Source organism: Undibacterium paludis (assembly GCF_022568815.1).
Classification (GTDB): Bacteria; Pseudomonadota; Gammaproteobacteria; order Burkholderiales; family Burkholderiaceae_D; genus Undibacterium.
In genome coordinates, this window is sequence record NZ_JAKZHX010000001.1 from 497,127 (window position 1) to 522,521 (window position 25,395).

The 25,395-nt window shown below is 53.6% G+C and carries 14 protein-coding genes; all 14 read right to left on the reverse strand.

The features are described from left to right. Window positions 1-22 precede the first annotated feature (22 nt). Window positions 23-3,301: a fused isobutyryl-CoA mutase/GTPase IcmF gene (icmF, locus tag LZ463_RS02345; protein WP_241453456.1), complete on the reverse strand. Its 3,279-nt coding sequence runs from the start codon at window positions 3,299-3,301 to the stop codon at window positions 23-25. A 280-nt stretch (window positions 3,302-3,581) separates the two neighbouring features. Continuing rightward, window positions 3,582-7,202 carry an indolepyruvate ferredoxin oxidoreductase family protein gene (locus tag LZ463_RS02350; protein ID WP_241453457.1) on the reverse strand — a complete coding sequence of 1,207 codons (3,621 nt, stop codon included), beginning with the start codon at window positions 7,200-7,202 and terminating at the stop codon, window positions 3,582-3,584. 464 nt (window positions 7,203-7,666) lie between these two features. Then, the gene (locus LZ463_RS02355) at window positions 7,667-8,974 is read right to left on the reverse strand and encodes a sugar MFS transporter (protein WP_241453459.1); all 1,308 of its coding nucleotides are present in this window, start codon (window positions 8,972-8,974) and stop codon (window positions 7,667-7,669) included. A 25-nt stretch (window positions 8,975-8,999) separates the two neighbouring features. Then, window positions 9,000-9,968 (reverse strand): glucokinase, encoded by a 969-nt coding sequence (locus LZ463_RS02360; RefSeq protein ID WP_241453461.1) that lies wholly within the window; start codon window positions 9,966-9,968, stop codon window positions 9,000-9,002. A gap of 8 nt (window positions 9,969-9,976) precedes the next feature. Next, complete coding sequence (locus tag LZ463_RS02365; RefSeq protein ID WP_241453463.1) at window positions 9,977-12,550, reverse strand: glycoside hydrolase family 3 protein; 2,574 nt, start codon at window positions 12,548-12,550, stop codon at window positions 9,977-9,979. An 86-nt stretch (window positions 12,551-12,636) separates the two neighbouring features. Further along, on the reverse strand, window positions 12,637-13,467 hold the full coding sequence (locus LZ463_RS02370) for a glycoside hydrolase family 16 protein (protein ID WP_241453465.1): 831 nt from the start codon (window positions 13,465-13,467) through the stop codon (window positions 12,637-12,639). 65 nt (window positions 13,468-13,532) lie between these two features. Further along, complete coding sequence (locus LZ463_RS02375; RefSeq protein ID WP_241453466.1) at window positions 13,533-16,232, reverse strand: TonB-dependent receptor; 2,700 nt, start codon at window positions 16,230-16,232, stop codon at window positions 13,533-13,535. 300 nt (window positions 16,233-16,532) lie between these two features. Continuing rightward, a complete protein-coding gene (locus tag LZ463_RS02380) occupies window positions 16,533-17,969 on the reverse strand; it encodes a GH1 family beta-glucosidase (protein ID WP_241453471.1) in 1,437 nt (478 codons plus the stop codon). A gap of 773 nt (window positions 17,970-18,742) precedes the next feature. After that, window positions 18,743-19,771, reverse strand: a complete 1,029-nt coding sequence (locus tag LZ463_RS02385; protein ID WP_241453472.1) for a LacI family DNA-binding transcriptional regulator — start codon at window positions 19,769-19,771, stop codon at window positions 18,743-18,745. Window positions 19,772-19,914: 143 nt separating this feature from the next. After that, window positions 19,915-20,991, reverse strand: coding sequence for an ABC transporter ATP-binding protein (locus LZ463_RS02390; RefSeq protein WP_241453473.1), 1,077 nt, complete (start codon window positions 20,989-20,991; stop codon window positions 19,915-19,917). A gap of 3 nt (window positions 20,992-20,994) precedes the next feature. Next, on the reverse strand, window positions 20,995-21,879 hold the full coding sequence (locus LZ463_RS02395; protein ID WP_241453474.1) for a carbohydrate ABC transporter permease: 885 nt from the start codon (window positions 21,877-21,879) through the stop codon (window positions 20,995-20,997). After that, the gene (locus LZ463_RS02400) at window positions 21,876-22,760 is read right to left on the reverse strand and encodes a carbohydrate ABC transporter permease (RefSeq protein WP_241453475.1); all 885 of its coding nucleotides are present in this window, start codon (window positions 22,758-22,760) and stop codon (window positions 21,876-21,878) included. The genes LZ463_RS02395 and LZ463_RS02400 overlap by 4 nt, the downstream gene beginning before the upstream one ends. A gap of 12 nt (window positions 22,761-22,772) precedes the next feature. Continuing rightward, entirely contained in the window at window positions 22,773-24,029 is a 1,257-nt protein-coding gene (locus tag LZ463_RS02405) for an ABC transporter substrate-binding protein (RefSeq protein ID WP_241453476.1), read from the reverse strand. Between the two features lie 441 nt (window positions 24,030-24,470). Next, complete coding sequence (locus LZ463_RS02410; RefSeq protein ID WP_241453478.1) at window positions 24,471-25,370, reverse strand: LysR substrate-binding domain-containing protein; 900 nt, start codon at window positions 25,368-25,370, stop codon at window positions 24,471-24,473. Window positions 25,371-25,395 lie beyond the last annotated feature (25 nt).

Below are 25,395 nucleotides of genomic sequence, written 5' to 3' on the forward strand. Positions count from 1 at the left end.
TAATGGATTTATCGGCGTGACATCACATGTTGCGCCGGTATTGTCCACCTACTTCAAACAGTGCCGTCGTAATCTGCCCCAGTGAACAAACCCTGGCTGCGTCCATGAGTTTGGCAAACACATTCTCATTATTGATCGCCGCCTGCTGCAAGGCTGCCAGGGCCTTAGGCGCCACATCCGCATGACGGCTGTGGAAATCAGCCAGACGCTGCAATTGCGACTGCTTTTCTTCATCGGTAGAACGCGCCAGTTCTATCTTTTGCGGCGTGTCATTCGCTTTGGGATTGCGGAAGGTATTCACACCGATGATGGGCAAAGTGCCATCATGCTTCAGGTGTTCATAATGCATGGATTCTTCCTGTATCTTGCCGCGCTGATAGCCGGTTTCCATCGCACCGAGTACACCGCCACGTTCAGCGATGCGTTCAAACTCCTGCATGACGGCTTCTTCCACCAGGTCGGTCAGTTCTTCAATGATGAAGCTGCCCTGGATAGGATTTTCGTTTTTCGCCAGACCCCACTCGCGATTGATGATGAGCTGAATAGCCAGAGCACGGCGCACAGATTCGTCAGTCGGCGTGGTGATGGCCTCATCATAGGCATTGGTATGCAGGCTGTTGCAGTTATCGTAAATCGCGATCAGGGCTTGCAGCGTGGTGCGGATATCATTGAAGTCTATCTCTTGCGCATGCAGGGAACGGCCACTGGTCTGGATATGGTATTTGAGTTTCTGGCTGCGGTCATTTGCACCATATTTGTCGCGCATCGCTACTGCCCATATACGGCGGGCGACGCGGCCCAGCACCGTGTATTCAGGGTCCATGCCATTGCTGAAGAAGAAAGACAGGTTAGCCGCAAAATCATCAATGTGCATGCCACGCGCCAGATAGGCTTCAACAAAGGTAAAGCCATTCGACAGTGTGAACGCCAGTTGTGAAATCGGGTTCGCACCTGCTTCGGCAATGTGATAACCGCTGATGGACACAGAATAGAAATTGCGCACCTGATGATGGACGAAATATTCCTGGATATCGCCCATGACCTTCAGCGAGAATTCTGTCGAGAAGATACAGGTGTTCTGTCCCTGGTCTTCTTTCAGAATATCTGCCTGTACCGTGCCGCGCACGTTCTGCAATACCCAGGCACGTATCTTCGCTACTTCGTCACTGGTCGGTTCGCGCTTGTTATCAGCACGGAACTTGTCCATCTGCTGATCAATCGCGGTGTTCATGAAGAAGGCCAATATAGTCGGTGCAGGGCCGTTGATGGTCATGGAAACAGAGGTAGCCGGGTCGCAAAGGTCAAAACCGTCATACAAGACCTTCATGTCTTCCAGCGTCGCGACGGAGACCCCGGAATTGCCTACCTTGCCGTAGATATCGGGACGTATCGCCGGGTCTGCGCCATAGAGCGTCACAGAGTCAAATGCAGTAGACAGGCGTTTGGCGTCCATACCTTGCGATACCAGCTTGAAACGGCGATTAGTGCGGAAAGGGTCACCTTCACCGGCAAACATGCGGGTTGGGTCTTCCCCTTCGCGCTTAAAGGCAAACACACCAGCCGTGTAAGGGAAGGAGCCTGGAACATTTTCCAGCATCAGCCAGCGCAGGACTTCACCATGATCAACAAAACGCGGCAGCGCCACCTTGCGGATCTTGGTCCCGGAAAGGGAATGCTGTACCAGGCGGGTGCGGATTTCCTTGTCGCGAATTTTAACGACGTATTCATCACCTGCGTAGGCAGCCTGCATGTCTGGCCACATGCTGATCAGTTTCTTGGATTCAGCGTCAAGGCGGTTTTCACGCTCAACGATAAGGTCATCAAAATCTGCTGATTTACCCGCTGCCGCCAGCATACGCTTGCTCTCTTGCAATTGCTGGTGCTCACGCGCAATCACCACTTGCCTGCCGGTATGCTTGTGGTAGGCGCGCACGGTGTCTGCAATCTCAGCCAGATAGCGGCTACGAGCAGGCGGCACGATGACGTTCTTGCCACTCGATGCCTTGACGTTGACCGCAGCCAGCTTGCCAGCTTTCGCTGGCAAGCCACGTTGCACGAGGGCAGGCAGAATACCTTGATACAGGGCGGTCACGCCATCATCATTAAAGCGCGAAGCCTGGGTACCATAGACAGGCATTTCATCCGGTTTCTTACTCCACAGTTCACGATTGCGCTGGTACTGTTTGGCGACATCGCGCAAGGCATCCTGTGCGCCTTTGCGGTCAAATTTATTGATGGCGACAAAATCGGCAAAATCGAGCATGTCGATTTTTTCGAGTTGAGATGCAGCGCCAAATTCCGGCGTCATGACATACATGGAGACATCGACATGCGGCACGATGGCGGCATCACCCTGGCCTATGCCTGAAGTCTCGACGATAACCAGGTCAAAACCGGCGACCTTGCAGGCTGCAATCACGTCTGGCAAAGCCTGTGAAATTTCAGAACCGGCTTCACGGGTTGCCAGCGAACGCATAAAGACCTTGAGTTTGCCCTTCCAAGGGTTGATCGCATTCATGCGTATGCGGTCACCGAGCAAGGCGCCGCCAGATTTGCGGCGTGACGGGTCGATGGAAATCAGGGCAATGTTCAGGTGATCATCCTGGTCCAGACGTACGCGGCGTATCAACTCATCTGTCAGCGAAGATTTACCGGCACCGCCAGTACCTGTGATACCCAGGGTAGGTGCCTTGCTGGCTTTTGCCGCTTCCAGCAACTGGGCACGCAGCTCCGGCGCGACCTTGTCGTTTTCCAGCGCAGTAATCAATTGTGCCAGCGGCCGGTGTTTGTCGCCGATATCGCCCTGCTGCAATACGGACAGCGACTTCGGTGCATAGCCCGACAGGTCGCTGTCGCAAGCCTGTATCATCGACAAAATCATGCCCACCAGGCCCATGCGCTGGCCATCTTCAGGGCTGAAAATACGGGTCACGCCATAGGTATGCAGGTCGGCTATTTCTTCCGGCACGATGACACCACCACCGCCACCAAATACCTTGATATGCGCACCGCCACGTTGCTTCAACAGGTCTATCATGTATTTGAAGTATTCAACATGGCCACCCTGGTAACTGGAAATGGCAATGCCCTGGGCATCTTCCTGCAAAGCAGCAGTGACGATTTCTTCTACCGAACGGTTATGGCCCAGATGGATCACCTCTGCACCATTCGCCATCAAAATGCGGCGCATGATGTTAATCGAGGCATCATGGCCATCGAACAGGGAAGCGGCGGTCACAAAGCGCACTTTGTTGGCAGGTTTGTATTCAGTCAGGTTCTGGGCAACGGACAGGTCAGTCATGTCTTCCTCATCGGTCTTGTTTTGTTCATGCCAATATTGCAATTCATGAAATATCTGGCATAAATAGGGTTAAGCTAAGTTATATGACGTTAACGTAAACGTCAATCTAAAAATGTGATGCGATCATCGCGACCCGGACCAGTCCATTCTGCATTTGATACGGCAAAATAGCTGGAAAGCCCGCAGTTACTAGTCATCAGATTCTCAGTCGAGATGGATTGCTTTTTAGCATGGTGTTGCTGGCAAGCCTAAGCATCAACCCAGACTTGCCAAACCGACATCATGCTGCGCGTGTCACTTCCTTGATTACCGTGGTCGTCTTCACAGGATTGAGCAAAGCTGCCTTTTCCAGATGATACGCCTGCATGGCCTTTTCCTTGACGTGACCATAACCGCGGATTTTTTCAGGCAGACTGGCAAGGGCAATGGCTTGTTCGAGATTATCTGCATTCAAACCCGCCGCCAGTTTTTCCATCAGTGCCGTGTATTCAACAATGAGGGCGCGCTCAGCCTTGCGTTCTTCTGTGCGACCAAAGATATCCAGTGCTGTACCACGCAAACCCTTGAGTTTGGCCAGCAGCTTGAATGCCTGCCATACCCAGGAACCATATTGCGCCTTGACCAGATGACCCTGTCCGTCTTTTTTCGAGAAGATAGGTGGCGCCAGGTTAAACTTCAGGCTGAAGTCGCCTTCAAACTGTTGCTTGAGTTTTGCGGTGAAATCGCCATTGGTGTACAGGCGCGCGACTTCGTATTCATCCTTGTAGGCCATGAGTTTGAAGGCATACTTGGCGACTGCCATACTGAACTTGTTGCCGGCATTCAATGCAGATTCCGCCTTGCGCACTTTGTCGACCAGATCAGCATATTGCTGGGCGTAGGCGGCGTTCTGGTAATCCGTCAATACCGCAATGCGGCGCTTGACGAGCGCATCCAGGCTTTGCGGCATCTGAATGACGACAGGCTGGCCAGGGATGGCGATTTTTTCTACGCGTGCAAAGTCCACCGCAGCACGACGGCCCCACAGAAAGGCTTTCTTGTTGGCCTCAATCGCCACACCATTGAGCTCTATGGCGCGTAGCAAGGCGGTTTCAGATACGGGTATCGCGCCCTTCTGGTAAGCAAAACCCAGCATGAACAGATTGGTGGCGATGGAGTCGCCCATCAGGGCGGTTGCCAGTTTGGTGGCATTGATGAAATCAACCTTGCCACCGACTGATTCAGAAATCAGGTGCTCAACTGACTCCAGCGGGAATTGCCAGTCAGGGTTCTTGGCGAACGGGCCTGTCGGTTGTTCATGGGTGTTGATGACGGCACGGGTACGGCCTGCGCGCATTTTGGAAATCGCATCATGTGCGCCAGCGGTCAGGATATCGCAGCCCAGGATCAGGTCTGCTTCACCCGTTGCTATACGCTGTGCACGTAATTTTCCAGCCTGGTTGACGATGCGTATATGCGAAGTCACCGAGCCATTTTTTTGCGACATGCCTGTCATATCGAGCACCGATGCGCCCTTGCCTTCGAGATGTGCTGCCATGCCCAGCAGGGCACCAACCGTGATCACACCAGTGCCACCTATACCGTTCAGCAAGATGTTGTAAGAGCTTTCACAGGCTGGTAATTGCGGTTCTGGCAGTGCACCAAAGTCATCGGTCTTTGCCGTACCTGTCTTGGACTTGACCAGCTTGCCGCCTTCTACCGTGACAAAACTCGGACAGAAACCCTTGACGCAGGAATAATCCTTGTTGCACGACGACTGATCTATGCCACGCTTGCGGCCAAATTCTGTTTCCACCGGCATGATGGATGTACAGTTGGATTGAACGCCGCAATCACCACAGCCTTCGCAGACGGCCTCGTTGATAAACATGCGCTGGTTAGGGTCAGGGAATTCGCCTTTTTTGCGGCGGCGACGTTTTTCTGCGGCACAGGTCTGATCGTAAATGAGTACCGTTGCGCCGGGCAGCTCACGCAATTCACGCTGCACGGCATCCATGTCCTTGCGGTCATGCAGGGTCACCAAGGTTGGCAGGCTTGATCTGTCGGTATAGCGTGACAAATCTTCAGTCACCAGGGCAATGCGCTTGACGCCTTCTGCCGCCATCTGTTGCGCCATCATCGGTACTGTGATCGTGCCATCAACAGGTTGGCCGCCCGTCATCGCCACCGCATCGTTATACAAAATCTTGTAGGTGATATTGACCTTGGCAGCAACGGCAGCGCGTATTGCCAGGTAACCGGAATGGAAGTAAGTGCCATCACCAAGGTTCTGGAACACATGCGACAAGGTAGAGAAAGCCGCCTGCCCTATCCATGGCGCACCTTCGCCACCCATGTGGGTAGTCAGTTTATTGAATTCAGGGTAAATCGCCGTCGCCATGACATGGCAACCAATACCAGCTAATGCAAGGCTGCCTTCCGGCACCTTGGTTGAGGTATTGTGTGGGCAGCCAGAACAATAGTATGCCGGGCGTGCAGGTGTATTGACTTGTTTGCTGAGGACCACATCCTTGGCTTCCAAAAATGCCAGACGTGCCTTGATCAGGTCGCTGGTATGGAAGCGGGCAATGCGCGAAGAAATCACGCGGGCAATCTGCGCCACCGAAAAGTCAGCCTTGGAAGTCAGCAGCCATTCACCGCGTGGATGTACCCATTCGCCTTTTTCATCGAACTTGCCGATGACGCGCGGGCGCACATCGTCGCGCCAGTTATACAGTTGTTCCTTGAGCTGGTACTCGACCATCTGGCGTTTTTCTTCAACCACCAGTATCTCGTCGAGACCCTGGGCAAACTCACGCACGCCGTCCGGTTCCAGCGGCCAGGGCATGGATACCTTGAACAGACGTATGCCTATCTCGGCTGCGAATTTTTCATCGATGCCCAGTTCTTCCAGTGCTTCCAGCACGTCAAGGTAAGACTTGCCTGAAGCAACGATGCCCAGACGTGCAGTCGGGCTGTCTATGGTGACGTGGTTGAGTTTGTTGGCGCGCGCATAGGCCAATGCTGCATAGATTTTGTAATCCTGCATCAGGGCCTCCTGCTTGCGCGCCTGTATGCCGAGCGTATCCAGTGACAGACGGGTATTGAGCCCTCCCTCCGGCATGACGAAATCTTCAGGCAGGGTTATTTGCAGGCGAAAAGGGTCGGCATCGACCGATGAAGTCGATTCCACCGTATCCGCCAGTGCCTTGAAGCCGACCGCGCAGCCAGAAAAACGCGACATGGCCCAGGCATGCAGGCCCAGGTCCAGGTATTCCTGCACATTGCTGGGGTACAGCATGGGTATCATGCAGGCAGAGAAAATATGGTCAGACTGGTGTGGCAGCGTCGAGGAGTAGGCGCCATGGTCATCACCAGCCACCAGCAACACACCGCCGTGCTTGGATGTGCCTGCATGGTTCATGTGCTTGAACACGTCAGCACTACGGTCCACACCTGGGCCTTTGCCATACCACATGCCAAACACACCATCGTATTTGGCCGGGCCTATCAGGTCTACCGTCTGTGAACCCCAGACTGCGGTTGCGGCCAGGTCTTCATTGACGCCTGGTACGAACTGCACATGGTTTTGTTCCAGCAGTTTTTTGGTTTTCCACAATGTCTCGTCGAGACCACCCAGGGGGGAACCACGGTAGCCAGAGATAAAGCCCGCTGTATTCAAACCCGCGGCCAGGTCACGCTGGCGCTGCATCATGGGCAGTCTTACCAGGGCTTGTATACCTGATAAAAATATCGTGCCGCTATTCGACGTATATTTATCGTCAAGCTGCACATCATTCAATTGCGGGGGGCTGGTGATCTGGCTGGCTTCGAGCGCATCCTGGACGGGCTCGATGTTGACTTCTTTGGCGGACGGCAGGGACGAGAGTCCAGCAGACTCCATGGTGGTGTCGGATGACATAGGGTGGCTCCAAAATTTGTGATTTAGATCGCAAAGAGCATGCGTTGCATCCGGTAAGACACAAGTTTGCTCGGAGCCTATAGCGAGGTATCAGAGATAGGCTCTCGTTGCGTTGGTAGTGATAACTACCATTTTATTCGAATCCTGGACAAAATTCGATGTCAAGACACTACGCCTGTCGTATTTGCCAACGTCAAAACCACATCAAATACGGCTGACAGCGTCTGCATTTCCTGTTATCCGGATCAAAGAGACATCAAAAGAAGCTTTCGAAATTTCGCTGCAGCGCTTCTTCGACTTCCTTTGAAATCTGCTGTGTTCACAGTGTAGGTGGATAGCAGAGTTAAGGAAAATACAGAATTAAAATAGGGGTATCATAAAAAATGATACCCATCCATAAAAAAACGGGAGCAGCCTGCTCCCGCAATAACCCACGCGGAGTGAAACAAATGTATGAACCCTGATCAGCTTGCCTGGTCTTGCCTGGCGGCATACATGCCAGCATAGCGAATACCAAAAAACATAATAAAAATATAACACGCGGCTGGCACATAAAAAGAAACATGCAATCCTATGCTGTCAGCCAGGTAACCTTGCAGAAAGGGTATCAGTGCACCACCGACAATAGCCATGCACAAGATGCCGGAACCCTGACCAGTGAGTTTGCCCAGCTTGTGCAAGGCCATGCTGAAAATGGTCGGAAACATGATGGAATTGCACAAGCCCACCGCCAGGATAGCCCACATCGCCAGGCTGCCATGACTGTAGATGGCCGTCAGTATCAGCACAATCGCCGCAGCGGCATTGAAGGCCAGGGTCTTGCCTGGACTGACTACACGCATGACGGCAAAGCCAATGAACCGTCCGACCATGGCGCCGCCCCAGTAAAAGCTCACATAGTGCGCCGCTGCTGCAGGCGTAAAACCACCGATATCAGGGTCGCTGAGGAAGTTGATCAGGAAACTACCTATACTGACTTCACCGCCGACATACACAAAAATGCAGATGGCGCCGAACACCAGGTGGACATGCGCAAACACCGAGTCTTTACCACCAGATGCTTGCGCTGTGGTCTTGTCATCGGCATGGCTGATCCTGGGCAGGCGGGCAAAGGCAAACAGTATGGCCAGCAGCAATAACGCACCAGCCAGCATCAGGTAAGGCATTTGCACTGCAGCGCCGGCACTCTGGCGGTAAGCGACTTGTTCTGCGGCAGGCAAAAGATTGATGTCTGCCGCGCTCAGGGCGGCTCCGGACAAGATCAGTATGCCGCCAAAGATGGGGCCTATGGTCGTCCCCAGGGAGTTGAAAGCCTGGGTCAGGGTCAGGCGGCTTGATGCTGTCTTGGCTTCACCCAGAACCGTCACATAAGGATTGGCCGCCACCTGCAAGATAGTGATGCCGGACGCCAGTACAAAAAAGGCGAACAGGAACAATGCGTAGCTGCCCAGCGACGCCGGGTAAAACAGGGCGCAGCCACTGGCTGCAATCACCAGACCTGTGACCGCACCGCGCTGGTAACCTATTTTTTTGATCAGCATGCCGGCGGGTACGGACACCACAAAGTACGCACCAAAGAAACAGAATTGCACCAGGGTCGCCTGCACATAACTGAGTGTGTAGATAGACTTCAGATGCGGTATCAGCACATCATTAAGTGAAGTGAGCAGGCCCCACATGAAGAACAGAATGGTGACGATCACCAGGGAACTGGTGTGACTCCTGGCCGGGCCGTCTGCGGCAGCTGAAGTAATATTGACGGTGGTTTCCATGAATTTATCTCCGATATTGTGCTGGTCAAGTCTGTTCCAGATGGGCCGCCAGCATGGCCGACACACCGATAAAGGCGGGGTATTCTTCGGTAATCAGGTAAGTCGGTATCTGTGCCAGCATGGCGCTGAGCCTGCCCTTGCCCTCAAAGCGGGAACGGAATGCCGACTCTGCAAACAGCCTGCCCAGTCGCGGCACAATGCCGCCACCTATATACATACCGCCGGTCGCCCCCAGGGTCAGCGCGACATTGCCAGCCACACTGCCGAGGATGGCGCAGAAATGCGCTACCGTCTGGCGGCTGGCAGCGCAATTGCCATGCAAGGCGCGCCGGGTAATCTCTGCCGCGTCGAGTGTCAGGCCCGAAATCGCCTGACAGATCATTTCCAGTCCTTTGCCTGACAACAGTCGCTCAGCCGAAACATGATCAAACTTTTGCCAAAGGGCTTGCAACAGCTTCACCTCGTCATGGCTACAGGGTGCAAAGCTGACATGGCCGCCTTCGCTGGCCAGCGCAGCCCAGGTTTTACCCGTTGGGATGATGCCCGATACCCCCAGACCCGTGCCCGGGCCGATCAGGCCCATGGTGCGACCCGGTATTTCCACGCCCTGCCCTATCTGCCGTCTCTGGCTATTGTCGAGATAGGGCAAGGACATTGCCAGCGCGGTGAAGTCATTGATCACCAGCAGGGTAGCCATATCAAGTTGCTGACGCACAGCAGAGATGGAAAAACTCCAGTGATGATTGGTCATCCGTACGTCATCCCCATCAATGGGATTGGCAATGGCAATCGCCGCAGCATTTACACGATTGCCGCCTGCCTTGATAACTTTCTGTGCAGCGTCACTTGCCAGGTAATATTGAATGGCATCAAGCAGGTGCGGGTAGTCGGCACAGGCCAGCACACTGACTGCGGCAAATTGCCTGACGCCCGTCTCCAGGGCAAAGCGCGCATTGGTGCCGCCTATGTCGGCCAGCAAGCGTGGGTATAACATGGTCTGCTTCATTTCAGGTCTGCGCAAGCCAGCGCATCCTTGTCTTTTGACGCACCGCCGACAATCTCTATATTCGTGAAGGCTGCGCTGAATGCTGCATTACTGCTGATACTGAACGGAATATCCACATTCGTCAGCTTGACACCCTTGGCGACAAAGCAGGACAAGGGTATCTTGATACTCTGCTTGTCTTTCTTCATGGACAGCCGCTTGAAAACTTCTGTCATATCCAGGCTGGCAGCGCAGTGGCTGCCGCAATGCATGCTGATACTGACAGTTCCTGCGGGGGCAGTAGCGATGATGGTGTCGAAACTTAAGGCACCGTCTTTCGTCGCAAAGGCAGGAACAGCTTTTGGTTTGTCCGCACGCGCCTCTACACGTGCCGGGCCGCTCCAGCTGACCAGTTTGGCGTCTTGCTGGGTATTGATCTGTGAAGTCTGCACGGTAATGCCAGGCAGGCTCAAAGTACGGTTCAGGTCAGCACCGACTGCCTGCTGTTCATTACCGCTGATAACATACAGGGGATAAGTGGCACGGTCTGCCTGGTTGAATACCGGGTAAGCACTGGTGACACCACAACCACCGGCGGGATATCTGCTGTCAAGCTTGCCGACCTTGTCCTTGCTGCTATAACTGAGACCATAACCAAGCTTGAACAAGGGTGCATAATTTTTATCGTCAACATTCAGCGGAGTCTGGCAGACAGATTTGGGCCATGAGAAAGACAATGTTCCCTTGAAATCATGCGCCACCTTGCCGTGGGCAGTGCGGAACAGCACATCGGCGATGCCCTTGCCTTCCGTGCCCGGCAGCCAGGCAGCGACAAAACTGTCGGACAGGTTCATCAGGTCATTGGTGTACAGAGACCGGCCAGACAGGAATACCGTCACGACCGGTTTGCCCTTGCCTGCCACAGCCTGCAAGGCTGCCAGGTCTTCCGGATAGCGGCTGCTGTGGCGCAGAGTACCGGCAGGGCCGATGTCGCCATACATTTCCGCATAGGGCGTCTCTCCGATAACGGCAATCACTGCATCATAACGACTGACGTCAATGCCCTTGCCATCGATACTGAAGTCCACATGATCAGCACCGACAGCATCTTTGATGCCGGTCAGTATGGAATCGGCATTCGGGAAATCCGCATTGCTGTTATCAGTGCCCTGCCAGGTCAGTGACCAGCCACCAGTCTGGTTAGGGATGTCGTCCGCGCTCTTGCCAACGACCAGTATCTTCTTGTTGCGCGCCAATGGCAGTGTGCCGCCATCATTCTTCAGCAAAACCAGGGATTCGCGCACAGCCTGACGGGCCAGGTCGCGGTCTTCCAGCGCGTCCTGCTTGCCTGCATAGGCGTTCTCCGACGGTTTCTTGCCAAACAGGCCCGCGCGCAGCTTGACACGGATGATCCTGCTCACGGCATCATCTATCCTGGCCATGGGGATTTCACCAGACCTGACCTGTGCGATGGTATTGCTGATGAAGGCCTTCCAGTCATTGGGCACCATGATCATGTCCACACCGGCATTGATAGCCTGCGGGCAGCTGTCGGTCTTGCAGCCTGGCACTTCACCAATGGCATCCCAGTCGGTAATGATGAAACCATCGAAACCCATCTTGCCCTTGAGTACGTCGGTAAGCAAGGCCTTGCTGCCATGCATTTTTCCGTAGTTGGCGCCGGCTGCCTTGTCGTTCCAGCTATTGTAGGACGCCATCACGGTTTGTGCGCCGGCGGCCAGGGCTGTCATATAGCCCTGCGCATGGATATTGATCATCTGCGCATTGGTGGACAGATTGACACCCCTGTCCTTGCCCTGGTCTGTGCCGCCATCGCCCATGAAGTGCTTGGCCGTAGCAACGACATTACCATCGTCCTTGAAGTCACCCTGCAAACCTTTGACATATTCACCGGCATACTGTTTTACCAGTGCCGCATCTTCAGAAAAGCTTTCGTAAGTACGGCCCCACCTGTCATCACGCACAACAGCAATGGTGGGCCCGAACACCCAGGCGATACCGGTAGCACGCACGGACTTGCCCATGGACCGGCCTATCTGCCCGGCCAGTTGCGGATTGTGGGCAGCACCAAGACCAATATTGTGCGGGAACAGCGTGGCGCGATAGACATTGCTGTTCCCGTGGATGGCGTCAATACCCCAGATCACCGGCACTTTGACTGCCATGTCGGTGTTCATGGAGGCTTCATGATATTTATCTGCCAGCGCCACCCAGTCAGCCGCCGTACCGTGCTTGTTATTGCGGTCCGGCCAGCTGCCACCGCCATTCAAGACAGAGCCAAGGTAATAGCGGCGCACATCATCGGGGGTGATGGCCTTGATTTCCGGCTGGGTCATCTGGCCTATTTTTTGTTCCAGTGTCATCCCGGCGACGATAGTGGCAACCCTGGCTTCTATTACGGGATCCTTGCTGATCATACTCTGTACAGTCGGCCACGCTGCCAAGTCGCTGGCTGGCATCCTGCCTGGCCCATACTGTGTAACGCCATCTGCTGCATCGACATTGCCAGTCCCATATGCCAGCAAGAGTGCAGAACTGATTCCAATTGCCTTGTGCTTCAATTTCATCATGATGTGCTCTGTATTATTGAAGGAATCTGTTGATTCACTTTTGTCTCTTTGTTGATGATGACTACCTGTTTTTCAAGAATCGAAATTTAATTTCTGCGCCTGTAAACGCGCACAAAATCCACCAGCATCTGTTGCGGGAATTTTGTTGTGACATCCGGTGAACCGGGCCAGTCACCGCCTATGGCCAGATTCAGGATGATGAAAAATCCGTGATCGAATACCCACTTGCCCGGCACTGTCGCGGGACTGGCCTGGTGAAACAGATTACCATCCAGATACCAGCGTATCTGCCCGGCATCCCATTCAACAGCATAGATATGGAAGTCATCGGCCAGTTGACCCTGCGCCAGTTTTTTTGATCCACCAAAACCGGTCGCCCCGTAATAGCCTGGCCCGTGCAGGGTGCCATAACTGGTGGCAGCTTCCTTGCCTATGTTTTCCATGATGTCGATCTCGCCGCGTTCTGGCCAACCAGTGGCACTGACGTCAGTCCCAAGTAGCCAGAAAGCGGGCCAGACACCCTGGCCTGCCGGTATCTTGATGCGCGCCTCAAAACGTCCATAAGTAAACTCACGCAAACCAGCCGTTTTTATACGGGCCGAGGTATAGTCGCTACCTTCATACTTCTCATTCCTCGCTTCGATGACCAGCATGCCGTTTTCCAGCCTGAGGTTTTCTTTGCGTGCCGTGTAGTTTTCCAGCTCGTGATTGCCCCAGCCGTGGCCGCCGGTTTCTATCTGCCAGCTTTGCATGTCCAGTTTATCAGCGGCAAATTCATCAGCCCAGACCAGTTCCCAGCCTTGCTGCAAGCTGGGCGTAACCTGTGTTTGCACCAGACTGCTGCCGCCACCGCAAGCGGTGAGCAGCAACAGACTCAGGCAAGTCAGACATACTGGTAAGGAAAACTGTTTTTTCATGCTATCAGCCTTTTGCGAATCCAGGGCCTGATGGACGTGCAAGCATCCATCAGGCCTGCTCTTACTTAATAACTGGCGCCGACCTTAATGCCGAAGGAGCGCTGGTCTACATAGCTCGCAGCCATCTTGCCACCGCCGGCGTTCCAGCCATTGGTCTTGGCTTTGACATCGGTGAAGTTGCGCACATAGGCTTCGATGAACCATTTGTCATTCGGCGCCACCAGTTTCAGTGACGCATCGCCCTTGGCATAGGCTTTCTGTGTCAGGCCGATATGGGGGTTGTCGAAATTGCGCAAATCAAAATACACCTTGTCTTGCCAGCGCATGCCTATCCATGGTGTCAGTGTATAACCGTGGTCGAGGGCAAACTCTTGCGAGAAGTTCAGGCCGAAAGTGAACTTGGGTGCATTCGGCATCTGATTACCTTCGAGATTGTAGGCACGACGGCCACGCAACCTGTCATCAGTACCCATGTAAACTGCGGGGCAAGGGACCGCACCAAATTCTGCGCGCTGGTCACAGGCATAGCCATCATCGTAAGAATCATAATCATGAATCACACTTTTCAGGTAACTGAAGAAGCCGCCAAGTTTGGCGCCCGGCCATGGGCGATAATCCCACTCGGTTTCCAGGCCCGACAGATTGACTTTGGCAACGTTGACGGTTTGCCACGCGGTTGCCACATCACAGGTCGGCGCCCATGAAGGACAAGGCAGGTTGTCCGGTGTGGTGACCTTGGCCAGGAAATTGCTGCCGGTCTGCTGCATGTCTTTGTACTGCATGGCGAACAGCACCACAGACAGGGCCAGACGGTTATCCAGCAGTTTGCCTTTGTAGCCCAGTTCAAAATTGGTAACGGTCTCTGGCTTGTAAGTCAGGTAGGTAATCTGCTCTTTCTTGTTGTCACCATAGACGCAGGTAGTCTGGCCGCATTTGTTGGTACGGTCACCAAAGCCGCCGGATTTATAGCCCGTTGCCACAGCCGCATACACCATGTCACTCGGCGTCAGTTGCGCCTGCAGGCCAAGGCGATAGGTTCCCTTGCTCCAGCTGTCGCTATGGTCATTATTGGTGCCTGGTCCATAGCCTGCGTAAGCGGCCGCTCCGCCGAGGGAACCCATTTGCGGCGTGATCTGGTTGCCATTCGGGGTGCGATAACTGTCGGTACCAGGAATGCCATAATCAAACAAGCCATTGTAATAACCATAGCTTTGCCCGCCCCAGCTATTGCCGCCGTAGTTCATACCGCCCTTGTCGGTCTTGGAGTCACGTGTGTAGCGTGCGCCCACAGTGGCTGTCCAGAGTGGAGTGAATTTCCAGTCAGCCTGGGCGAACAAGGCCTTGGAATCTATCTGACGGTCAGGCTGCGCATAGAACTGGCTGATGGGAATATTGTTGGGACCATAGTGCATCTGTTCCTGACCAAAGTTGATGGCATTCTTTTCATGCATCCAGAATGCACCGGCCACATACTGCCAGTTGTCAAAACTCTGCTTTAACTGCAACTCGTGTACCGTCGACAGGTATTTGGAGTTGAGGGTACGTGTCAGGTTATCCGAGATAGGCCACACCGCCCAATTACCATCGACAGGATTTTTCCCTGTCACTTCAAATGGATATGGCGATATGCCGCCATCATCATCGTGCACCTGGCTGCGTTGCTGGTTCGCATACACAAAGCCGTATTCCAGCGAAGTATTCTTGTTCACGTTCCAGAGCGCTTTCGAGCGGACTGTATCGATAGACATATCCACTTTGCCCGGCACATTGATGAGTACGTCATATTGGCCACGTGTACAGGCCCAGCGCGTGCCCGCAGCCTGGTCGCAATCACGCATACCTATATAACCGGCGCCGGAATCCTGGAAGTGTTCATAAGCGAGTTGCCATTCCAGATCGTCGTTGACCTTCAGTCTGGCTGCCAGACGTCCTGCCCACTGGTTCTGGTTATTGTAGCCGTCAGCCTTTGATACCTTGGTATTGAAACGCTGGGTCACATCGGGTATGCCATCGGGCTTCCAGCCGAGCGCGGGGATATTCGCTTCAGAAAAATCCTGCATCTGGTTGAACGGGCTATCCCTGGTAACTTTCATCAGGGTCGCACGCAACGCCAGTTTGTCATTGACTGCAATATTCTGTATGACATTGATATTGCGCAGATTCAGGCTACCGGTTTCAAAAGATGCACTACCGTAGGTAGAACCAAATTCCGGCTTGGCGGGGATGATATTGATACTGCCAGCGGTAGAATTGCGACCGAACAGGGTGCCTTGCGGGCCACGTAATACTTCTACCTGATCCAGATCGAACATCAGCGCTTGCGCACCCTGCGGGCGCGGCGAATACAGACCATCGATATGCAGGCCTGCCGACGGGTCACCAATTTCGGTGAAATTGGTCGCAGTGATACCGCGTATGGTGATTTTGACGGCAGAGTCATTGGCCTGGCCATCCATTTGCACATTCGGCAGTTCACCGGAAATACCTGCCAGATTGGTGATGCCCTGTTTGTTCAGCTTTTCCTGGCTGAATGCGGTGACGGCCAGCGGCGTTTTTAGCAACGAAGTAGTACGACGGGTGGCTGTGACAGTGACTTCCTGCACTTCATTTTTTGCTGTGTCGGCTTTTTTTGCTTTTGTGCCTGTTTCAACTTCTGCTGCTTTATTGCTTTCCTGCTCCTGAGCGTAGGCCTGCGGCGCGAAATGCGCGCATGCGCTGGCTACTGCCAGACTGATCAAAGTCCTCTTGGTTTTTTCGTGAAACATATTGTCTCCTTTTTTATTTTCAGTGATCGGCAAGGGGCGATCTTATCGCCGATATACCGGACACACACTGAGAGTTTGCAGACGCGCTTGTGTGTGTTTTTTTGCTTCTTCTCTTAAGGCAGGGCATCTTGGTCGTGCCGTTTTACCCTAAGCATTACTACTGAAATCTTCATACCCTATTTTGGGAAGGTTTCCAATTTTAAAAGAAATTCATAGTGCAACCCCCGATTTTATTTGTCAATGTAAACGTACCGCTGCAAAACGGCGCCAGCCTGTTGATACCGTGGCAGGACAAGATACTCATGCAGACAAATACTCTCCCTTTACTACACCTGCTGCACCCGCTGTATTTACATCAGGTGCAGCAGGCAAGACACGACCCGCCAGGAAGTCGCGATACCATTTTCCGCTCAACTTCAGGGTCCGCCGCTGCGTGACGAAATCGACATGGATAATGCCAAAACGGCGTGAACAGCCCTCGGCCCATTCAAAGTTGTCGAGCAAACTCCAGAGGAAGTATCCCCTGACCTGACACCCCAGGCGTATGGCTTCCTTGATGGCTGCCAGGTGGCGTATCAGGTAATCGCGCCTCTGCACATCCTGTATCTCTCCCTGGGCATCAAGCACATCGTCATAAGTTGCACCGTTTTCGGTGATGTAGATGGCAGCAGGAGCATAATCGTCCTGTATGCGCTTGAGCAATGTCGTCATGCCTGCTGGCGCCACTTCCCAGCCAAAGGCAGTGCGCTCCACATCACCAGCGTCGACCAGACGCAAATTCAACGCAGATACGCCAGGCGCATGTTCTATGCGCTCAGGAAAATAAAAGTTCACACCGAGGAAGTCCGTACTCACGGCAATGGCTGCCATATCACCTGCTTTCACCGCCGGGGCAAGATCTGCGAGCGCATTCCAGACATCGGTTGGGTACCCCCTGCCATACAGGGGATCGAGGTACCAGCGGTTGCGCAAGCCGTCGTATAAATCTGCTGCCGTCTGGTCTTCGGCCTTGTCCGTTGCGGCACTGATAGGGTGCAGATTCAGCGCCAGACCTATACGGGAGTCCGGAACATTGGCACGTATCACCGGTGTTGCCAGGCCGTGTGACAGCAGGACATGATGGCAAACCTGGATGGCCATTTTAAAATCCTTGATCCCGGGCGCATGGATACCATCTGCATGGCCGAGCATGGCCGTGCACCATGGTTCATTGTGTGTGATCCAGTGCTTGACACGGTCACCGAGATGCCTGCTCACGACATCGGCAAACCGGACAAAGGCGTGCACTGTGTCGCGGCTATTCCACCCCCCCTGATCTTGCAGGTATTGCGGCAAATCCCAGTGGTACAAGGTCGCCCACGGTTGCAGGCCACGAGCCAGCATGCCGTCGACCAGTCGCGAGTAGAAGGCCAGCCCCTCGGCATTTGGCTCTGCATCCGGGCCAGAAAAGATGCGCGGCCAGGAAATGGAAAAGCGGTAAGCATTGCTGCCGAGGCTGCTGGCGATATCAAGATCTTCCGGCCAGTGATGGTAATGGTCGCAAGAGACAGCACCGTTACTGCCATCACGTATCACACCAGGCATGGAGCAGAAGCGATCCCAGATTGACTCCACCCTGCCGTCCAGGCTGGCCGCACCTTCAATCTGGTATGCGGAGGTTGCAGTACCCCACAAGAAATCGTTATTGAAATCACTGCGTGCAACTGATGGCAATGCATGTTGTAGACTTGTGGTCATAGTTCGCTGTATCTGTTATTAAGTTTATCTGACTCAATTGGAAACGTTTCCAATCAAAGTTAAAAAATTTTGGGCTTTTGTCTCCCGCCTTCCAATTCTTTTTTTCATGAGCAGCCTCCCGCTCACCTGGTCTTTTTGCGTTTCTTTTTAACTGGCTATCCCCGTTCGTAAGCCCTGTCAGCAGTGATCCAAATTGCCGGCATGAGCAACTATGATCGGAAACTACAGATCAGACTTATGTCATAGGCACACCGGTCACAGGTGTATTGCCTGTCCTAGCGATAACCCACTGCTGCCATGCAAACATAAAGACCTTCCTCCCTGATTTGCCCGGCACATCTTCTTCACTACGGCTCAAAGTTGTGTACTGACAGCGAGAATGCCAGCGAGCGGAAAACGGGGAAACCAGACTGCCTTTCTTCATCCGCACTACAAATTCACGACTATCCATTCCACGTCGGTTAATTTTCAGTCGTTCAATTCAATTGGAAAGGTTTCCATATTTTCACAAAAAAAATGAACCGTCAAGAGATTCCTTTCATTCAATGCATATTTTTTTGCACGCAAATACAACAGGGTTATGCTTCGTTTTCCGCATGCTTACCTGGCATTACATAACACTGCCGATTCAGCCATGTCGCGCCCATGAGATATCAGGTCAAGGCACAGCCAGGCTGTTGCAAACACAGCACCACATTCGTGTGAATACTTGCGCAGGCTGCTAAAAACAAGCCACATGAGTCCTGGCCACATTAACGCATATCCAGAATAAATCAAGGCTTCTTCCGACGCTTGCCACCGGGTTTTGTCAGCGATGCACGCATGGTTACTGTAACCGGGTAGTCACGCTTGACCGGCCGATTGCTGCCATAACAGCGATTCAGTAATTCATTGAGTGCACTCAGGGTCACGTCACGCCAGGGTATATTCACCGAAGTCAGTGGTGGTGCGGCATAAGCAGCGCTCATGGTATCGTCATAGCCGATGACAGAGACATCTTGCGGGACAGAAATTCCGGCCTGCTGAAAATATGATAAAGCCCCGAGCGCCATTTCATCATTGGCGCAGAACAGTGCGGTAAATTCCCGGCCAGATTCCAGCAGTTCCCTGGCACAGTTCCAGCCACCTTCCGGTGAAAAATCACTTTCGGCTATCCACATGTCGGTGGTATCAATACCGCCCCTGGTCAGTTCATCGAGAAAGCCGTTGATACGCTCGACGTTATCGGGCGCTGTAGACGGCCCGGCAATCACGGCAATTTTTTTGTGCTGATGCGCAAGCAAGGCGCGTGCGGCCATGACGCCTCCCTGTACATGGTCAGCGGTAAAACACTGTTCTTTTATATTGTCGGAGGCATGGTTCAAGACCACCAGGCGAGCCCGTTTTTGCCCCAGGATGGAGTAATCATCGTCAGTCAATACATTGCTCATGACAATGAGGCCGTCACAACCTCTTTCCATCAAGAATTCTATGCCTTCGACCCCCTGGCGTCTCTCGTCACCGATGCCAACGCCAAAGGCCACCACCATATGCATGCCAGCAGCGCGCAATTCCGTATCAATGGACTGCAATATGGGCATGTAGAACGTACCCTTGAGTACAGGGATATACACGCCTATCATCTGCGAATTACCCGACAACAGGGAACGCGCCGCATGCGAAGGACGGAAATCAAGTTCTTCTATCGCTTTCCTGACGCGCTCCTGCGTCTTTTGCGAAACCGAACCCTTGCCGCTGACCACGCGCGAAGCAGTTCCCAAACCCACACCCGCCAGACGGGCTACATCCTTGATTGTCGCCACTTGATTCTTTTCCGTAATTAATTGATATGGTCAGTATATAAAAATTTCATCTTGCATGTGACGCTTTAAAATCAATTTACAATCAAACTTGCAAACCTGTTGAAGGCCCATGCCTGTTATCGCCCCTTGCTCCGGCCAGGGTATCACAGCCGGTTTCCGCTATCAGCATCGAACAATAGCGATTGCTGCATCGCAATATCAAAGCGAACAGTTTCGTCAATCCGGAACTGCCGCTCACCATGCGCAATACACGACAATAGCTGACCGGCAATTTTCAACCACAGTACCTGGTGATTGCCCATGGGCTCAACCAGGTTGACCACTCCTTCATATGCGCCATTCTCTGCAATACTCAGATGCTCCGGTCGCATCCCCAGCACCACCCTGCGCGCAACTGGCGACTGCGGCATCGACGCATCATCAAACTGATAGCCTGTGCATGTTACATTCAGTGCCGCTGAGGTGAACTGGCTGCCGGCATGCAACTGACCTTCTATGAAGTTCATTGCCGGCGCCCCTAGAAAACCAGCGACAAACAGATTGGCCGGGCGCGCATAGACCTCGGCCGGTCTGCCTATCTGCTGTATCTTGCCAGCCCGCATCACGACTATACGTGTTGCCAGTGTCATTGCCTCGACCTGGTCATGGGTCACGTAAATCATGGTAGCAGCCAGGTTCTGATGCAGGAGCTTCAGTTCCCGCCGCAATTCCGTGCGCAACTTGGCATCCAGGTTGGACAGGGGCTCATCAAACAGAAATACACTTGCCTCCCTGACCAGAGCCCGGCCTATGGCAACACGCTGTCGCTGTCCGCCAGACAATTGCGCGGGTTTTCTGTCGAGCAGCGCATCGAGCTGCAACATGCCGGCCACTTTTTCAATACGTCGACTGATCTCAGCCTTGGGCAAGCCACTGATGCGCAAGCCAAACGACATATTCTTTTCCACCGTCATATTGGGATACAGGGCATACGACTGGAACACCATGCCAATCTGCCGCTCACTGGGCTCGGCATGGCTGACGTCATGACCGGCAATTTCTATTTTACCGGCGTGGATATCAATCAAACCGGCTATGCTATGCAACAGGGTTGATTTGCCGCAACCAGACGGCCCCAGCAAGACCAGGAATTCACCGGCAGCAATATCCAGATCCAGTTCACTGATGATCTGCTGGCCACCGAGTTGCACCGCCAGTTGCTTGATACTTACATTCGTCATGAATTAACCTTTGACTGCGCCAGCCGCAATACCACGTACAAACCAGCGGCCAGAAATGAAATAGATACAAAGCGGCAACAGCGCCGTCAATATGGTCGCCGCCATGTTCACGTTGTACATGCGCGTGCCGGTCGTCGTATTGATGACATTATTCAGCTGCACCGTCATTGGTAAATGCTCGCGCCCGGCAAAAACCAGGCCAAGGATGTAGTCATTCCATACGCCGGTAACCTGCATGATGGTGGCCACGACTACCATAGGCAGGGACATGGGCAGCATCAGTTGAAAAAAGATGCGGAAAAATCCACCACCATCAATACGTGCGGCATGAAACAATTCCTGCGGTATGCCCAGGTAGTAGTTGCGGAACAGCAGCGTCATGACGGGCATGCCAAATATCACATGCACCAGTACAATACCAGGCAAGGTACTGAACAGTTGCAGGTTGGCCAGCAAGCGCACCAGGGGGAACATCATCACCTGAACGGGGATAAAGGCGCCAGCCAGCAAAATGGCAAACAGCAACTGTGCACCGCGTGGCCGCCAGAACGACAAGGCATAACCATTGATCGCCCCCAGCAAGATAGCAATCACCGTGCTTGGCAGCGTGATTGCGACAGAATTCCAGAAACCACCACTGACGCCCTCGCAGGCGACACCGGTACAAGCCGTACTCCACGCCTGGCGCCATGGTTCCAGTGTAAAGTGGAACGGCAGGGCAAAGATATTGCCCACCCTGATTTCTTCCATGGATTTAAAGGAGGTCACCAGCATGATATACAGCGGCAGCAAAAAGAACATTGCAGACGTGATCAGAAACAGGTAAATCCCCCAGCGTGCCGGCCGCCATGACCTGCGCCTGGATTTGTCGATAGCAGCGGCTTTCATCTGCCCGCCTTTCTTGCCCTGGCATAGAGATACGGTATCAACAAGGCCAGTACCGGCATCAGCATCATGACCGCACCGGCTGAGGCCAGCGCCAGGTTTGCACGGCCAAACAAATGGTCCATGATGAATTTGGCAGGTACCTCACTGGCTGTACCCGGACCACCCTGCGTCATCGCCTCAACCGCATCAAACAGCTTGACGACCGCCGTAGTCAGCAACAGGAGCACGGTCGCAAACTGCGGCATCAGCATGGGAATGATGATGGACAGGTAGACGCGCCAGACAGGTATCCCGTCCATGCGGGCAGCTTTCCAGATATCTTCATCTATACCGCGCAAACCGGCCAGCAGCATCGCCATCACCAGGCCGGACGCCTGCCATACCGTGGCGATCACGATGGTGTAGATGACCATGTCCTGATCAATGATCCAGTCAAACTGGAAATTGCTGAAACCCAGCTGCCGTATGCTGTTTTCCACGCCAATACCGGGCGTCAGTATCCATTGCCAGACCAGACCGGTAGCTACGAAAGACATCGCATACGGGTACAAGAAAACCGTGCGCAAAATACCTTCACCCTTGACATTCTGGTCGATAAAAACAGCCAGCAAAAAACCAATGAGCAGACAGGCAACAATGAACAGCACGCCATAGATCGCCAGGTTATTGAGCGACATGATCCAGCGTTCATTATCAAACAGACGGGCATACTGACTGAGTCCGATAAAATTATCGACTGGCAGCGTACGAGAACTGCTCAGCGATACCTTGACCGTCCAGGCTATCGTCGCCAGATAGGCAACGACCACTGTCAGGGTCATGGGCAGCAGCGCCAGGTGTGGCACTAGCCTGCTGCCCAACTTGCCAGCTTTGCTGATCATCTGCACGCCCGTCTAATTGCGCAATGCTGAAGCAATGCTCTTCTGTACTTTCTCTACCGGTATATTGGTATTCCAGTAGGCCGTCAATGCATCAGTCAGGGCGCCATTCTGGTCCGGCGTCAGATAGACTTCGCCAATGCCGACATGACGGGACTTGTCTTTCATGATCTCCATCCCTGTCCGTGCGCAGAGGTTCATTTGCGAGGCATCCAGATCACTGCGCACCGGAATCGAGCCCTTGAGTTTATTGAACTCCACCTGTACAACAGGGTTGACAAGTACACCGGCCAGCAATTTCTGCGACCTGAGCTGGTCAGCATTCGCCGTTTTCGGGAAGACAAAGACATCGCCCTGTATCAGGTAAGGAGCATTCTGCCCCAGGCCAGGTATGCAACCGAATTCGCGTCCGGCAACCTGCCTGGCGGCGACAAATTCTCCCATGACCCAGTCGCCCATGATCTGCATGCCAGCCTTGCCACTGATCAGCAAGGCAGTGCTGTCATTCCAGTTGCGCCCCGGCGAACCGGTATCGACATAGGACTTCAGTCGTTTGAAGCTGAGCAGGACCTTGCGAAAAGCTTCGGTGTTCATCGCTGCCGCATCCCTGTCGCGTATCACACGCAGGTACAAGTCCTTGCCGCCGACATTGGCCAGCATGGCCAGGAAGACGATGGTTTCCTGCCAGGGCTGGCCGCCATGTGCCAGCGGTATCAGGCCTGCTGCCTTGAGTTTGTCGAGGGCGGCGAACATCTCATCAGGCGTGGCCGGCTCCTTGTCTATACCGGCTTTCTTGAAAGCCGATTTCGAATACCAGATCCATGCAGGCATGTGGATATTGACCGGCACGGCGTAATAATGCCCCTTGATGCGTATGGAATCACGTATCGGTTCCGGCAATATCTTGTCCCAGTTTTCTTTGCTGGCAACCTCATCGACATTGCTGAGCATGCCCTGATCAACGATATCCTGGAACTGTCTTGAGACATTGAATTGCGCTGCCGTCGGCGGATTGCCGCCGACCATGCGGTTGATGGCCACCGACCTGGCCTGATCACCACCGGCAATCGCCGTATCTGTCCATATGCCACCGGCAGCACGATAAGCGCCGGCAAATTTTGCCACAGCTGCTGATTCACCACCCGAAGTCCACCAATGCAAGACTTCAGCCTTCTCACCTGCCGCGTGTGCAAAAAATGCAGGGGCAATCAACAGCGTGGCCAGCAAAGACCTCAGCACCGGTTTTTTGACCGGCTTGCGTAAAGAATACATCTTGTCTCCAGTATGGGTGCGCCACATGCAGTTCTTGGCCTGCTTTGCCTGGCTATTTTTTGTTGCGCACTTGTTTTCTCTGTTTGCTTCGTTGCGCTGGAAACCTGACCCCGGTCCAGCGTCATTCTATCAATGCCAGCCCTGCCTCACCGCTGGTTACTGCCAATTCATGCCGGACTTGTCCCACCGCAGACATGCAATACAACTGCTACTGCATTGCTACCGCACTCGACAGACACTCAATGAGTGCGGCCAGAGTGGAGCTAATTGATTGAACGGCAGTTCCCTGTTCCGGTTTCTTGCATTTTGAAATTTGACTACAATTGGAAACGTTACCAAATATGCCGGCCAATATACCACCCTGTGTTTTTGAGTGTCAACATGCACATTCAATAAATGATACACAAACTGTCGATGGCATATCAAAGATATGGATGGATTTCAGAGCGCAGCCATTTTTTCCCGCAACTGCGTGACGATAAGATCAACGAAGCTGCGCACCTTGGCAGAGGCATAACGGCTTTCCCTGTGGACGACATGGACTGGCAGAGCGGCGGCTTCATGGTCCTGCAGCAATCTTGTCAATTCCCCGCTTTGAAAGTGCGCGTTGACCTGGTAAGACAACAGACGACTGATGCCCAAACCGGCCAGGCTGGCAGCGATGGCAGCGTCATTACTGCTGACTGTCAACCTGGGTCTGACCTTGACAGCACTATTCTGGCCGGCATGAGTGAAGCGCCATTCCACCATGGGCGTGACACTGGTGGCAGCGATGATACGATGAGCGCTTAACTGGTCCGGCGTCTGTGGCGTTCCATTCTGTGTCAGATATGCCGGCGAAGCACAGAGTACCCTGTGTATCTGACCTACCCGTATCGCTTTCATGCTGGAGTCTGGCAACTCGCCTATACGCACGCCGACGTCAACGCCTTCTTCCAGTAGATTGACTACACGATCGAGAAACAGGGCTGACACGTCCATGTCGGGATAACGCTGCAGGTAGTCGACAATCGTAGGCATCACATACATCTTGCCAAACAGCACGGGGGCAGTCACCGCCAGATGGCCGCTTGGCTCAGCATTGATGCCGGCAGTTGCTTCGTCAGCCGCCTCGACATCAGCGATGATGCGGCGCGCATCGTCAAGATAGCGCTGGCCTGCCTCAGTCACCCGGACAAAGCGGGTGCTGCGGTTCAAGAGCTTGACCTTGAGTCGCGCTTCCAGCGCTGCAATTGCCCGCGTGACTGCCGGCGGCGACATGGCCAGACGCCTGGCAGCCGCTGCAAAGCCCTCTTCTTCAGCTACGGCGACAAAAACTGTCATCAGATGCAGTCTATCCATGTGCTCTTTCGTTGATTATTCCGCC

Coding starts and splice junctions, on each gene's coding strand:
- icmF (WP_241453456.1), bottom strand. CDS start 3,301: ATGACTGACCTGTCCGTTGCCCAGAACCTGACTGAATACAAACCTGCC.
- LZ463_RS02350 (WP_241453457.1), bottom strand. CDS start 7,202: ATGTCATCCGACACCACCATGGAGTCTGCTGGACTCTCGTCCCTGCCG.
- LZ463_RS02355 (WP_241453459.1), bottom strand. CDS start 8,974: ATGGAAACCACCGTCAATATTACTTCAGCTGCCGCAGACGGCCCGGCC.
- LZ463_RS02360 (WP_241453461.1), bottom strand. CDS start 9,968: ATGTTATACCCACGCTTGCTGGCCGACATAGGCGGCACCAATGCGCGC.
- LZ463_RS02365 (WP_241453463.1), bottom strand. CDS start 12,550: ATGATGAAATTGAAGCACAAGGCAATTGGAATCAGTTCTGCACTCTTG.
- LZ463_RS02370 (WP_241453465.1), bottom strand. CDS start 13,467: ATGAAAAAACAGTTTTCCTTACCAGTATGTCTGACTTGCCTGAGTCTG.
- LZ463_RS02375 (WP_241453466.1), bottom strand. CDS start 16,232: ATGTTTCACGAAAAAACCAAGAGGACTTTGATCAGTCTGGCAGTAGCC.
- LZ463_RS02380 (WP_241453471.1), bottom strand. CDS start 17,969: ATGACCACAAGTCTACAACATGCATTGCCATCAGTTGCACGCAGTGAT.
- LZ463_RS02390 (WP_241453473.1), bottom strand. CDS start 20,991: ATGACGAATGTAAGTATCAAGCAACTGGCGGTGCAACTCGGTGGCCAG.
- LZ463_RS02395 (WP_241453474.1), bottom strand. CDS start 21,879: ATGAAAGCCGCTGCTATCGACAAATCCAGGCGCAGGTCATGGCGGCCG.
- LZ463_RS02400 (WP_241453475.1), bottom strand. CDS start 22,760: ATGATCAGCAAAGCTGGCAAGTTGGGCAGCAGGCTAGTGCCACACCTG.
- LZ463_RS02405 (WP_241453476.1), bottom strand. CDS start 24,029: ATGTATTCTTTACGCAAGCCGGTCAAAAAACCGGTGCTGAGGTCTTTG.
- LZ463_RS02410 (WP_241453478.1), bottom strand. CDS start 25,370: ATGGATAGACTGCATCTGATGACAGTTTTTGTCGCCGTAGCTGAAGAA.